The sequence below is a fragment of the Roseobacter sp. MH60115 genome (genome assembly GCF_015644665.1).
Classification (GTDB): Bacteria; Pseudomonadota; Alphaproteobacteria; order Rhodobacterales; family Rhodobacteraceae; genus Roseobacter.
This window is the reverse complement of the sequence record NZ_JADOBQ010000006.1, coordinates 55,584-68,087: the sequence shown is the minus strand read 5'-3', so window position 1 is coordinate 68,087 and position 12,504 is coordinate 55,584. Positions and strand designations below refer to the sequence as shown.

11 protein-coding genes are annotated in these 12,504 nt (G+C 59.9%); 7 read left to right on the top strand and 4 right to left on the bottom strand.

The features are described 5' to 3' along the window. Positions 1-179: 179 nt before the first annotated feature. The 3 genes from ISX84_RS18495 to ISX84_RS18485 form a co-directional block, all read right to left on the bottom strand. Positions 180-2,534: a TRAP transporter large permease subunit gene (locus tag ISX84_RS18495; protein WP_195821884.1), complete on the bottom strand. Its 2,355-nt coding sequence runs from the start codon at positions 2,532-2,534 to the stop codon at positions 180-182. A gap of 48 nt (positions 2,535-2,582) precedes the next feature. Continuing rightward, positions 2,583-3,515: a TRAP transporter small permease subunit gene (locus ISX84_RS18490; protein WP_195821883.1), complete on the bottom strand. Its 933-nt coding sequence runs from the start codon at positions 3,513-3,515 to the stop codon at positions 2,583-2,585. A 127-nt stretch (positions 3,516-3,642) separates the two neighbouring features. Then, on the bottom strand, positions 3,643-4,731 hold the full coding sequence (locus ISX84_RS18485; RefSeq protein WP_195821882.1) for a TRAP transporter substrate-binding protein: 1,089 nt from the start codon (positions 4,729-4,731) through the stop codon (positions 3,643-3,645). A gap of 251 nt (positions 4,732-4,982) precedes the next feature. On the opposite strand from ISX84_RS18485, the gene ISX84_RS18480 reads away from it, so the two are divergent. The 6 genes from ISX84_RS18480 (at position 4,983) to ilvN (ending at position 11,080) form a co-directional block, all read left to right on the top strand. After that, complete coding sequence (locus ISX84_RS18480) at positions 4,983-6,410, top strand: cache domain-containing protein (RefSeq protein ID WP_195821881.1); 1,428 nt, start codon at positions 4,983-4,985, stop codon at positions 6,408-6,410. Then, positions 6,407-7,057 carry a response regulator transcription factor gene (locus ISX84_RS18475; protein ID WP_195821880.1) on the top strand — a complete coding sequence of 217 codons (651 nt, stop codon included), beginning with the start codon at positions 6,407-6,409 and terminating at the stop codon, positions 7,055-7,057. The genes ISX84_RS18480 and ISX84_RS18475 overlap by 4 nt, the downstream gene beginning before the upstream one ends. An 88-nt stretch (positions 7,058-7,145) precedes the next feature. Then, positions 7,146-7,862 carry a methyl-accepting chemotaxis protein gene (locus ISX84_RS18470; protein WP_195821879.1) on the top strand — a complete coding sequence of 239 codons (717 nt, stop codon included), beginning with the start codon at positions 7,146-7,148 and terminating at the stop codon, positions 7,860-7,862. A 326-nt stretch (positions 7,863-8,188) separates the two neighbouring features. Then, positions 8,189-9,940, top strand: coding sequence for an acetolactate synthase 3 large subunit (locus ISX84_RS18465; protein ID WP_195821878.1), 1,752 nt, complete (start codon positions 8,189-8,191; stop codon positions 9,938-9,940). Next, entirely contained in the window at positions 9,937-10,515 is a 579-nt protein-coding gene (locus ISX84_RS18460) for a hypothetical protein (RefSeq protein WP_195821877.1), read from the top strand. The genes ISX84_RS18465 and ISX84_RS18460 overlap by 4 nt, the downstream gene beginning before the upstream one ends. A 4-nt stretch (positions 10,516-10,519) precedes the next feature. Continuing rightward, on the top strand, positions 10,520-11,080 hold the full coding sequence (ilvN, locus tag ISX84_RS18455) for an acetolactate synthase small subunit (RefSeq protein ID WP_195821876.1): 561 nt from the start codon (positions 10,520-10,522) through the stop codon (positions 11,078-11,080). A 5-nt stretch (positions 11,081-11,085) separates the two neighbouring features. Here ilvN and ISX84_RS18450 read toward each other — a convergent pair whose 3' ends face one another. Then, positions 11,086-11,430 (bottom strand): hypothetical protein, encoded by a 345-nt coding sequence (locus tag ISX84_RS18450; protein ID WP_195821875.1) that lies wholly within the window; start codon positions 11,428-11,430, stop codon positions 11,086-11,088. A 236-nt stretch (positions 11,431-11,666) separates the two neighbouring features. Between ISX84_RS18450 and ISX84_RS18445 the strand changes: the two genes are divergently transcribed. Next, the gene (locus ISX84_RS18445; protein ID WP_195821874.1) at positions 11,667-12,464 is read left to right on the top strand and encodes a helix-turn-helix domain-containing protein; all 798 of its coding nucleotides are present in this window, start codon (positions 11,667-11,669) and stop codon (positions 12,462-12,464) included. Positions 12,465-12,504 lie beyond the last annotated feature (40 nt).

Here is a 12,504-nt window from a genome sequence, read left to right as displayed (position 1 = left end):
TTGTCAACCGCCGCGACACCGCAGGCTGCGCGGCTACTTTGATCCGGGGCTGCCGGTGCCATCTTTCCCTTGCACAGCAGGCAGACGACACGCCTGAGAGCATCGCAGCGCTCCGCATCGGGTGAAACGAAAAGAGGGGGCCAGCGCCCCCTCTTCTTCTCGATGGGTTATGAGTGCCGTCAGTTCGGGATCAGATCCGGAACGATGGTCACGATGCCGGGGAAGGTCCAAAGCAGCGCCAGCCCGACCACCTGAATGAGCACGAAGGGAATGATCCCGCGATAGATATGACCCGTGGTCACCTCCTTCGGCGCCACCCCCCTGAGATAGAAGAGCGCAAAGCCGAAGGGCGGCGTCAGGAACGACGTCTGCAGGTTCACCGCAATCATGATGGTGACCCACTTGGGATCGAAACTGCCGCCATAGATCACCGGCCCGACGATGGGGATCACGATGTAGATGATCTCAAGGAAATCAAGCACGAAGCCCAGCACGAAGAGCACGATCATGACGATCAGGAAGACCTTGAACTCGTTGTCGAAACTCTTGAGGAATTGCTGGATGTAGTGTTCGCCCCCGAAAGAGATCACCACCATGTTCAGCAGTTGCGAGCCGATCAGAATGGTGAAGACCATGCTGGTCACCTTGGCTGTCTCCCGCACCACGGGGCTCAACACGCCCGAGGTGTAAAGCACGTAGCAGGAGAACAAGAGGCCAAAGAGCGCATAGAGATAGGCGGCATAGGCCACGAAGAAGGCAAACCAGCTCTCGAAGCTGACAGTGCCGGCGTTGATCCGCAGATCGAAATTGATGCCCACGAGAATGCAGACGACGATCGCCAGCGTCGACCAGATGATCACCTTGGGAGTACGGTCCTGATCCTTGAGCTTGCGGTAGGCGGCCAGCATGATCGCCCCGCCCGCTCCAAGAGCGGCTGCCGGTGTCGGGTTGGTGATGCCGCCGAGGATCGACCCCAGCACTGCCACGATCAGCACCAGCGGCGGGAACACGACCCGAATGAGTTCATTTTGGGCGCAGATCTTGGTGGCATGCACGACCCCATACATAAGGGCAGCGAAGGGCAAGGCCATCAGCACAACCGTCAGACCGGCGCTGGTCGCAGGCCCGATCAATGCGATGTCGACCAGAAGCATGAGAATGACACCCACACCGCCGATGATCAGCGGTTGTGGTGACGCGGAGGGTGACACACCGCGCGCCGTGGTCAGGAACAGCGAGGCCACGACCAGGATGATGGCAATGCCGGTTCCGATGGGCGCGGCGGCGGCGATCTTGGCCGCGCGCGCCTCGACAAGCTCTTCTTCTGACAGCGCACGCGAGGCCTGCACACCGCCTGCGTCATTGATTGCGGCCTGTTCGGCCACCGCCGTGTCCCAGGCCAGCTGCCCGTGCAACTCGATCATGGAGGCCTGACACTCCGGGCTCACATTGGTGCGTAGCGACGCCCCGGTGCCGATGTCGGAGAAACGCGAGATATTGGTGGACTGGTCGCCGATCACGTTCAGATTGCCCAGCAGGATCGCCCCCACGATGATCGCCAGTGGCGCGCCCAGGAACCAGGTGAAGGCCTCGCTGCGGGTCACCGGCTCGGCGTTGGTGCTGCCCATCTCGACGGCGGGCGCCTTGTCGGGGTTCAGCAGCGCGTAGCCAAAGGCATAGAGGGCGTAGAGCAAGGCGAGCAGGATGCCCGGAAGCAGTGCTGCCTGAAAGAGCGTGCCCACAGAGAGCACCGCAGGCTCGCCCAGATAGGTCAGGGCGTCGGTGCAGCCCTCAAGCTTGGCGCGATCTTCCTGCGCACGGGAGTAGAGATCGCCCGCCAGCGTGCCCAGCAAAACGATCACGATGGAGGGTGGGATGATTTGCCCCAGCGTCCCCGAGGCCGCGATCACACCTGTCGACAATTCGGGCGAATAACCGTTGCGCAGCATGGTGGGCAGCGCCAGCAGACCCATGGTCACAACGGTCGCGCCGACGATCCCGGTGGAGGCCGCGAGGAAGGCGCCCACAACCACAATCGACACGGCCAGACCGCCGGGCAGCGGGCCAAAGACGCGCGCCATGGTGGTCAGCAGGTCATTGGCGATCTTGGAGCGCTCCAGCGTGATGCCCATCAGAACGAACATCAGCACCGCCAGCAGGGTCTCGATGGACTGCCCCGCCAGAACCCGCTCGTTCATGCGGTTTACAACGAAGGACACGTTGCGGTTCATCGCGTCTTCCCAGCCCTTGGGGAACACCGCCTGTTCGATCCGAGGCAAATCGGGGTATCGGAAGATGGATATGGTATCGGCCTTGACGCCGGAGTTCACCAGATCGCGGTAGACCGTGCTGCCGGTATCAATCGCCTGATGGATGAGCAGCCCCGCACTGTCGAGCGCGGCGATGATGCCAAAGGAGATCACCCCGGCCCCGGCAATCGCAAAAGCGACCGGAAAGCCCGAGAGGATGCCACCAAAGAGGCAGATGAAAACGATGATCAGGCCAACTTCGACGCCGTCTAGACCGAAAAACATGTCCTATAGTCCCTTGCTGCGCTGCGTGGATCGCGGCGTCTCTTTAGATTAATGTGTGCCCTCATAGGCTTCTTCACCGTCGCCCAGGGAATCGCGGTCGAGGTATTTGCCCTCACTCTCCGGGCCTTCCTTCCACTCCAGATACGACCGGAAGAACATCGCCACCGCCTGCAGGAAGAGCATCGCGGTAAAGGCGCAAAGCAGCACTTTGAAGAGGAAGTAGCCGTTGAAGCCATTGGGGCTGAAGCCGATCGTCTCCACGTTCCAGCGCAGGGCGCGGGATTTGGTAAGCAACCGGTCCAGCGTGTCGGAGGCGGAGGGGTTCGGCACGATCAGGTGACGCCAGAGGAAGAACCAGCCGTACATCCAGATCAGCACGGCCACGGGCATCATGAAGAAGATCGAACCGAACATGTCGATCACCTTCTTGGTGCGGAATTTCACGGCTGAATAGACCAGATCGACGCGTACGTGACCGCCCTGCACAAAGGTGTAGGCCATGCAGAGGCAGACGACCAAAGCGTTGTAAAGCTTGAGCTCTTCGGCAAACCAGCTGATATCGAACTGCAGCGGGATGCCGAAGCCGATGGAGATGTCAGGCCGGGTGAAAATCCGCTGCATGAAGACGATGATGATCTGCTGGATCACCATGAGCAGCCCCGCCCAGGCGAAGAACCGGCCCACGGTGTTCGCAAAGCCTTCGAGCACGCGGACACAGCCCCACATGAAGCTGTTCTTCCACAAGCCCACGGCGAAAAAGACCAGGAAGGCAGTGAAGACCACAAAGAAGAACTCAACCGATCCGCCATAATAGACGAAGCGCATGATTGCTTCCTTGCTGGACCAGTCGAGCCAGAGCGCGGGATGCGTGATCGCGTAGAAAAAATTGTAAACGGCCATGCCGATGTTGGTGAAGAACCAGAGCACCCCGTCAAAGATGACAGAGAGTGAGCCGCCTGCTTCGCTTGCATCGTTTTCCATATGTCCCCCTCCCTCGTCGCGCCCGTCTCAGCGCCTCAAGGTCTTGTCCGGTCCTGTCGTGTCGCAAGACGCATTGCGTCAGGGGCCACTATACCACAAGCGGCCCCCGGTGTTCTTTGAGCGCGGATCAGCCGTTGGCCAGAACGCGGTTCCGCTGCGCCACGTAGAAGCCGTCCGACTTCAGCAGCCAGTCAGAGCTTTGCGCCAGCGATTCCTCGAAGGAGCCGCGGATTTTCGCAAAGAGCTCGTCACCCATGTTCTCGTCCATGACCTTCTTGGAAGCGGCACCGAAGGCATCCCAAACATCATCCGGGAATTGCAGCGTTTTCACGCCCTGTGCCTGCAGACGCGCCAGCGCGGCACCGTTGTTGGCCAGTGTTTCGGCCAGCTGGATGTGCGTGGTCGCCATGGCGGCATTTGCGATGATCGCCTGATGCGCCGGGCTGAGGTCATTGTAGACGTCGAGGTTCATGCCGCAGGCCAGAGCGGAGCCCGGCTCGTGGAAACCGGCGGTGTAGTAGACTTTCGCCACTTCCTGGAAGCCCGCGCGTTCGTCCGCGAAAGGACCGACCCACTCCAGACCGTCCAGAGCACCGGAGGACAGCGCCTGGTAGAGCTCGCCACCGGGGATGTTTTGGACCGACGCGCCCAGCTCGCCCAGCACCTTGCCGCCCAGACCCGGCATGCGGAACTTGAGGCCGTTGAAGTCACCGGCGGAGTTGATTTCATTGCGGAACCAGCCACCGGACTGCGAGCCGGAGTTGCCTGCAATGAAGGACTTCAGGTTGAAGATCTCACCCAGCTCGTTGTGCAGCTCGTGGCCGCCGCCGTGGTGGTACCAGTTGGTCACTTCCTGCGCGGTACCGCCAAAGGGCACGGCGGTGAAATAGGCATAGCCCGGATGCTGGCCGATGAAGTAGTAGTCCGCGGAGTGATAGAGGTCTGCCTGACCGGAGGAGACCGCGTCAAACACCTCGAAGGCGCCGACCAGCTCGCCGGGGGCTTTCTTGTCGATGGTCAGCGTGCCATCGGACATCGCGCCGACCATTTCCTCAAAATAGGTGGCCGCGTCATCCAGAACCGCAAATCCGCGGGGCCAGGATGTCACCATTGTCAGGACGCGGTTGCCCTGGGCAATCGCGGGTGCGGCCAGCGTTGTGGCTGCGGCGGCGGACCCGCCGAGTGCAGATGTCTTCAAAAATGAACGACGATCCATGTGAATACTCCTCCCAAAATATGACGCCCGTAGCGCAAGAGCACGCTCAGGTCGTTTCGAGTGTGGCCACACTAGCGAGGCGGGTTCCAAATGAAATACCTACTACTGCGTAGAAATCCGGCATTTAATCCGTTTTGGTCATATTTTTAGGCCAGTTTTGCCAGGCCCAGCCCGCAGATTGGCGGGATCGACGTCCTCAACGGTCGGGATCAGACTTTGATTCGTCCGCGATTCCACGTAACCAGACGGTCATGAAACGATTTACCGCTCTTTTTCGGCCAAGCTATGCGCAAAAACTGTCGTTGGTGGCGACGGTGCCGCTGATTGCGGCGGTGGCGGCGATTGCCGTGCTGGTGGCCTTCCAGTCCCGCGCGCTGGCGGAGCGGGAAATCAAGGCGCTGGAGACGCAGCTGCTGGAGGCCAAGAAGGCCGAACTGGCCAATTACGTCACGCAGGCCCGCAACGGATTCTACTTCATATATGGCAACGCCGCCCCCGACGATCAGGATGCCCGTGATCAGGTGGCGCAGATCCTCTCGGCGATGATCTACGGCACGGATGGTTTTTTCTTTGTCTATGATTATGACGGCACCAACCTCGTCAGCCCGCGCCAGACCGGCATGATCAACCGCAACTGGTCCGGGCTTGAGGACAGCGAAGGCACGCCCATCGTGGACGAGATCATCCGCATCGCCCGCGCCGGTGCCGGATATCACAGCTATCTCTGGCCCAAACCCTCCACCGGGGAAGAGACGCGCATGATCACCTATGTCACCAGCTTTCCCAGCTGGCGGTGGGCCGTGGGGACCGGTGTTTTCATCGATGACGTGCTGGCGACCGTGGCCTCGGCCCGTGCGGATGTAGAGGCGCGGGTGCAGCAGACGTTTTTCTATATCGGCATGATCACCCTCGCCGCCCTGCTCGCGGTGTTCCTGACCGGCATGGGGCTCAACATCCGCGAGCGCCGTCTGGCGGATGCCAAGCTGAAAAAGCTCACGCAACGGGTGCTGGACGCGCAGGAGGAGGAACGCGGCCGTGTCGCGCGCGAATTGCACGACGGGATCAGCCAGTTGCTGGTCGGGGTGCGCTATGCGCTCGATACCGCGCGGCGCAAACTCGATCGCGGAGACCGCACCGCCAATGAACCCCTCAGCAAGGGGATCGAGACCCTGGGCGAGGCCATTTCCGAGGTGCGCCGCATCAGCCGCGATCTGCGCCCCGGCGTGCTGGATGATCTGGGCCTTGGGCCAGCGATCAAGGCTCTGGCAGAGGATTTCAGCGAACGGACCGGCGTGCGGGTCGATTTCCAGACCGTCGTCTTTCGCAACCGGCTGGACGGGGAAGCCAAGATCGCCATGTACCGCATCGCCCAAGAAGCGCTGACCAATATCGAACGCCATGCTCTCGCGAGCCACGTGCGCATCGATCTGCGCGGGCACAAGAAGGGGGCGACCCTGCGCATCGAAGACAACGGGCGCGGCCTGCCCGATGACAGCGCCAACCCCACCGGCGGGCTAGGGCTGCGGAACATGCAGGAACGTGTCGAACAGCTCGAAGGCACATTGCGCATCGCCAGACCCCGCGGCAGCAACGGGACGATCATCGAGGTTTCCGTGCCGCTGTCGCATCTTTTGCCGCCCGAACCCGAAACCCCGACCAGACCCGAAGTGCCCGCATGAGTGATACGCCCAGCATCAAAACCCTGATTGTCGACGATCACCCGATGGTTGCCGATGGCATCCAGTCCATTCTGGAAAGCTATGACGACATCGAGGTGGTTGGCACCTGCAACTCCGCGCGCAGCGCCATTGACCAGTTGAGCACGCTCGACCCGGATGTGATCCTGATGGATCTGAACATGCCGGACATGGGGGGGCTGACCGCCACCGAGATCATCCTAGAACAACGTCCGGGTACGCGTATTCTGGTCCTGTCGATGCACGACAGCCCGGAGTACATCTCCTCGGCGCTCAACCACGGGGCCATGGGATATGTGCTCAAGGACGTGCCCACGGATGAGATCAAACAGGCCATCGATGTGGTGATGTCGGGGGAACGCTACCTCTGCACCGGGGCGCGCGGATCGCTGGAGCCCAAGGGGGACAACGCGCGCGAAGCCCTCACCGGGCGGGAACAGACGATCCTGCTGCAGCTGGCGCAGGGCAAGTCCAACAAGGAGGTTGCCATCGCGCTGGATATCTCCGTGCGCACGGTGGAGACGCATCGTAAGAACATCAAGCGCAAGCTGGGGATTTCCAGCACTGCGGGGCTGACACGCTACGCGCTGGAGCATGGCGTGTTGCAAGGCACCGGCGCGCGGTTCTGACGGTCCGCGCGACACCTCAAAAATCGCCGTGCAGCAGTCCTTGTTCAGGGTTTGTTAAGCACGGCGCACGTACACCGGTCTCATGAACATGCAGAACCAGATCGCCCTGCCTGATGCCGCAACCATCGGCACGCTCCCCTATCGCGAGGCCATCGACCGGGTGGCCACGCTGCGCGCGCTCGTCATGCGGTTGGCCCTCGGGGTCAGCCAGATGTCCTGTGACCGGACGGATGACCAAACGGCCAAGCTGCGTGAAAACCTGCAGGCGCAGGTGAAAACCCTGCACCACACGCTTGCGGTGCTGCGCGGGCAGACGACGTTCTCAACCCTGCCGGAAACTCTGAGCCTTTGGTTGGCGGGGATTGCCGCCACGCAGGATGCGCAGCTTCAGGTGATCGCGCGTATGGCGACCATGACTGACAACCTGTGCGAAGGTGCCTTGTCCGAGGAGGGCGCCGCCCCAGAGACCCTCGACAAATACATCGCTTTTGGACAGGGCGTGTTCTTTGAAGCGGTCAGCGCGCTCACCGAAGAATTCTGGGCCCGGATCGAAGACGGCCGCGCGACACAGCTGGATCGGGCGATGCAATCGGCAGCACGGCTCGGCGAAGGGTTGAGCCGGCTGGAACGCATCGGCAAATACGTACGCTCCATGTCGATCAACGCCTCTGTCGAGGCCTCCCGCGCCGGCGAAGCAGGCAAGGGGCTCGCCATCATTGCGCAGGAGTTCAAGGTGCTGGCCGAAGAGGTGCAGCAGCTCACCCTGTCGGCGCGCGAGGACATCGAGAGTATCGAGACCTCCTGACACCCCATTTCCGGGTGTGATTTCCTGCTCTTTTTTGCAAAATGTCGCCAGATTGCCCTCTGACGAAAGGAAGTGACGCATTTTCCGCTCTCCGGGACATATTTTTTGCCGATATGGTCCTTGACGCCCCCGACCCGCCCTCCTAATGTCTCGCCAGCATTCAGGAGCTTCCATCATGACTTCTCTAGTCGTCATTGTAGGACACACGCGCATGGGCCGGTAACGGTAGACCATTTTCTGACCCATGCGCCCCCGCCAAAAACGGGGGCTTTTTTATGCGCAACGGTAGCAAGCGGCCCGAAGGTGGCCACCACGGAGTGAAAACTATGACACGGCAAATGTCCGGTGCAAAAATGATTGTCCAAGCCTTGATCGATCAGGGTGTGGATACCGTCTTTGGCTATCCCGGAGGCGCCGTCCTACCGATTTACGATGAAATTCATCAGCAAAACGCCATTCGTCACATCCTGGTGCGCCATGAACAGGGCGCGGTACATGCGGCCGAAGGCTATGCGCGCTCGACCGGCAAACCCGGCGTGGTGATCGTGACCTCAGGGCCTGGAGCCACAAACGCGGTGACCGGCCTGACCGATGCGCTGATGGATTCGATCCCGATCATCGTGCTCACCGGCCAGGTGCCGACCTTCATGATCGGCTCTGACGCTTTTCAGGAAGCGGACACTGTGGGCATCACCCGTCCCTGCACCAAACACAACTGGCTGGTGAAGGAAACCGACGCGCTCTCGGGCGTGCTGCATGAGGCGTTTCATGTCGCCACGCAGGGCCGCCCCGGTCCGGTTTTGGTGGACATTCCCAAGGACGTACAGTTTGCCACGGGCACCTATAACGCGCCGAAGCCGTCGGTGTCGCATTACCAGCCCAAGGTCAAAGGCGACATGGAGGAGATCACCGAACTGGTGGCCGCGATGGAAAAGGCGAAAAAGCCGGTCTTCTATACCGGCGGTGGCGTGATCAATTCCGGCCCTGCGGCGAGCCAGTTGTTACGCGAACTGGTCAAGGCCACGGGCTTTCCGATCACCTCGACGCTGATGGGTCTTGGGTGCTATCCGGCCTCGGGGGAAAACTGGCTGGGCATGCTGGGCATGCACGGTCTTTATCAGGCCAATATGGCGATGCACGACTGCGATCTGCTGATCAACATCGGCGCGCGTTTCGATGACAGGATCACCGGGCGCATCGACGCATTCAGCCCGAAGTCGACCAAGGCGCATATCGATATCGACCCCTCTTCGATCAACAAGGTGATCAAGACCGATATCCCGATTGTGGGTGACGTGGGCCATGTGCTCGAAGACATCCTCAAGGTCTGGAAGTCCCGCGGGCGCAAGACCAATGCTGAAGCCCTGAGTAAATGGTGGGCGCAGATCGAGGAATGGAAAGCCATCGATTGCCTGAAGTTCAAGCAGACCGGCAAGACCATCAAACCGCAGCATGCGCTCGTGCGGCTGGAAGAGCTGACCAGGAAGCACGACCGCTACATCTGCACCGAAGTGGGCCAGCACCAGATGTGGGCCGCGCAATACTTGGGCTTTGAAGACCCGAACCGCTGGATGACCTCCGGCGGTCTGGGCACCATGGGCTACGGATTTCCCGCCTCCATCGGTGTGCAGATGGCGCATCCAGACGCGCTGGTGATCAACGTGGCGGGCGAAGCATCCTGGCTGATGAACATGCAGGAGATGGGCACGGCTGTGCAGTACCGCCTGCCGGTGAAGCAGTTCATCCTCAACAACGAGCGCCTCGGCATGGTGCGCCAATGGCAGGAGTTGCTGCACGGCGAGCGCTATTCCCAAAGCTGGTCAGAGGCCCTGCCCGACTTCGTGAAGCTGGCCGAGGCTTTCGGCGCCAAGGGTATCCTCTGCTCGGATCCTGCTGACCTCGACGATGCGATCATGGAGATGATCACCCATGACGGCCCGGTGATCTTTGACTGTCTGGTCGAAAAGCACGAAAACTGCTTCCCGATGATCCCCTCCGGTAAGGCGCATAACGAAATGCTGCTCGGAGAGGCGCAAACGCAGGGCGTGATCGACAGCAAAGGGAGCGTTTTGGTTTGAGCTCGGAGTTCACTATTGGTTTTACTTCTGTAGTGGTAGCCATTGCTGCGATTTGGCTTGATCAAAGAGCAAGATCTCGCGAGGCTGGTCGGCTTAAGGAAGAAAAGACCAGAGATGAAGCTCGTATTGCTCGCGAAAAGGGGCAAGCTGAGCGAAGAAAACAACAAGACTTGGAACTTGAAGAGAACAGATACGAACACAATCTTCAAGTTCAAGCGACGGAGCGTTTGACAGCGTGGGCATTGCGAGGTTCTCACGTTCTTTCAAAAGCCGACCATCTTCTCGCCGGATCAAGTGAGTTTGGTGATGATCGCTGGCAACTGGCTTCCGAGTTATCGGCATTGGTTGATGAGGGGCGATGGTTGTTTCGGAACCATCATCCGGAAGCCCATGGGGCGGAAAAGGCACCGTTGAACCGTGGCTTTCGTGATAACCGTCTCGATCCATTAGTTGAAATGTATGCTAGGCTTCTTGGCGACAAAGCTGTTGAGCCATGCGCGGAACGAAAAGACTTCGCGTTTAAGATTCAGAAATTATCTCTGCCATTGGCGGAGCAAGCAACGAAGAAAGATTGACAAAATGTCAGCTCTAAAAATCAAAAAAGGCGCCACCAGCCACTCCGCTTACAATCTGCGGCCCACCTTCTCGGACGTGATCGAGCGGCATACGTTGGCGGTGCTGGTCGAGAACGAACCCGGCGTTCTGGCGCGGGTGATCGGGCTCTTCTCGGGCCGAGGGTACAACATCGACAGCCTGACCGTCGCGGAAGTGGATCACACCGGGCATCTCAGCCGCATCACCATCGTAACCTCCGGCACCCCGCAGGTGATCGAACAGATCAAGGCGCAGTTGGGGCGGATCGTTTCGGTGCATGATGTGCATGACCTGACGGTCGAAGGCGCCAGCGTCGAACGCGAACTCGCGATGTTCAAGGTCACGGGCACCGGCGACAAGCGGGTCGAAGCCTTGCGGCTCGCGGATATCTTTCGCGCCAGCGTCGTGGACAGCACGCTTGAGAGTTTCATTTTCGAGATTACAGGCGCGCCGGACAAGATCGATGCATTTGCAGATCTGATGCGCCCGCTTGGACTGACGGACGTGGCGCGCACGGGTGTTGCTGCCCTGTCACGCGGCGAATAATCAGATTAGGCTTCGGAGGCCTGAGGATAGTGCACGTGGACATCCGCTTCACGCGGCTCGAAGGCGATAATTTTGGCCGATGCCCGCGGGTGCGCGTCACGTGACGCGCTTTGACGCAAGGCATCGGGCAAACCAGCACCAGCCTGCTCCAGAACCAGACGCGGATTATGCGCCCTGCGCATCGACGCCTGCACTTCCATGTCGAATTGAACCACATCCCCGGCATCGAAAAATGCATCTGACTGAAATACGTCGTCCGCTGAATTCAAAAATGCCAAATCACCTTGATCTTCGCACCAAATCACCGCTTTGCGGTCCGATGCGTCGCTCCAGAGAACAACGCCAATCATATCCCAATCCAATCCTTCTGCCTGCACTATATTGGTACCAAGAAGTTAACGGTACCGCACATGATAAAATCAGCACCGTACGCTTGGAATTTGTGTCGCCCTGCTCTAAGGTTGACACAATTACGATCTGCGGCTGACGCGAATTAGCGTCAAAACGGCATTTCAACCTGTAAATGAATGGCGCGGCCGGTCTCGAGGACTAGGTTGCGTAGCAGCGACGAGGCTGAGGGACGAAGATGTCTTTGACCGCCAGAACACCAGCGCAGCTGCGCAGCATGTTTGGGTCCAACCTGCGCACGCTTGCCTCTGACTACCCGTCGATCTCCGCTCTGGCGCGCGACCTTGGGATCAACCGGACGCAGTTCAACCGGTATCTGAGTGGGGAGAGCTTTCCGCGACCGGACGTTCTGGCGCGGATTTGTGCGTTCTTCTCGGTCGATGCGCGGGTCCTTCTCGAACCCGTCGATAAAATCAATCCGGCTGCCGGGTTGATCTCCAGCGAATATCTGCGCGACTTCATGGGGCCGAGCATTCAGCCGGTGTCTGAGGAAAGCCTTCCCAGCGGGTTTTACCAATTCGCCCGGCGCAGTTTCGTGCAGGGAGATCAATATGTTAGGGGGCTGGTGCTGATCAAGCGCGAGGCCAACAACACCTTCATCCGCGGCTATGAACCCAAGATCGCTATGGCCATGCAGGGTATCCCAGCAGATGCCCGGGCGCGCGAATACCGGGGGTTCGTGATGCAGATCGAAGACGGGTTCGCCGCCACAGTTGCCCGGCGCAATGCGATGACCGCGTCGTTCAACTACCTGAGCCGCGTGACCTCCTTTCAGAACAACTTCTGGGTCGGATACGTTGCGCGCACCGTGCGAGAGAGTTCCTCCAGCATGAGGATGACCCGCTTGGTCTATGAATACCTTGGGAAAAACACTGAACGGATACTCTCCTGCGCGCGCGGTGCCGGCTTCTGCCAACTTGAAGATCTGATCCCCTTCCACCAGAGACTGCTGCAACCGGAAGACCCGTTTAGATAGCTGTCACGGCACGCAACCCCCATGTCGCCCGTGGGAAACT

Coding starts and splice junctions, on each gene's coding strand:
- ilvN (WP_195821876.1), top strand. CDS start 10,520: ATGTCAGCTCTAAAAATCAAAAAAGGCGCCACCAGCCACTCCGCTTAC.
- ISX84_RS18445 (WP_195821874.1), top strand. CDS start 11,667: ATGTCTTTGACCGCCAGAACACCAGCGCAGCTGCGCAGCATGTTTGGG.
- ISX84_RS18480 (WP_195821881.1), top strand. CDS start 4,983: ATGAAACGATTTACCGCTCTTTTTCGGCCAAGCTATGCGCAAAAACTG.
- ISX84_RS18485 (WP_195821882.1), bottom strand. CDS start 4,731: ATGGATCGTCGTTCATTTTTGAAGACATCTGCACTCGGCGGGTCCGCC.
- ISX84_RS18465 (WP_195821878.1), top strand. CDS start 8,189: ATGACACGGCAAATGTCCGGTGCAAAAATGATTGTCCAAGCCTTGATC.
- ISX84_RS18495 (WP_195821884.1), bottom strand. CDS start 2,534: ATGTTTTTCGGTCTAGACGGCGTCGAAGTTGGCCTGATCATCGTTTTC.
- ISX84_RS18470 (WP_195821879.1), top strand. CDS start 7,146: ATGCAGAACCAGATCGCCCTGCCTGATGCCGCAACCATCGGCACGCTC.
- ISX84_RS18490 (WP_195821883.1), bottom strand. CDS start 3,515: ATGGAAAACGATGCAAGCGAAGCAGGCGGCTCACTCTCTGTCATCTTT.
- ISX84_RS18450 (WP_195821875.1), bottom strand. CDS start 11,430: ATGATTGGCGTTGTTCTCTGGAGCGACGCATCGGACCGCAAAGCGGTG.
- ISX84_RS18475 (WP_195821880.1), top strand. CDS start 6,407: ATGAGTGATACGCCCAGCATCAAAACCCTGATTGTCGACGATCACCCG.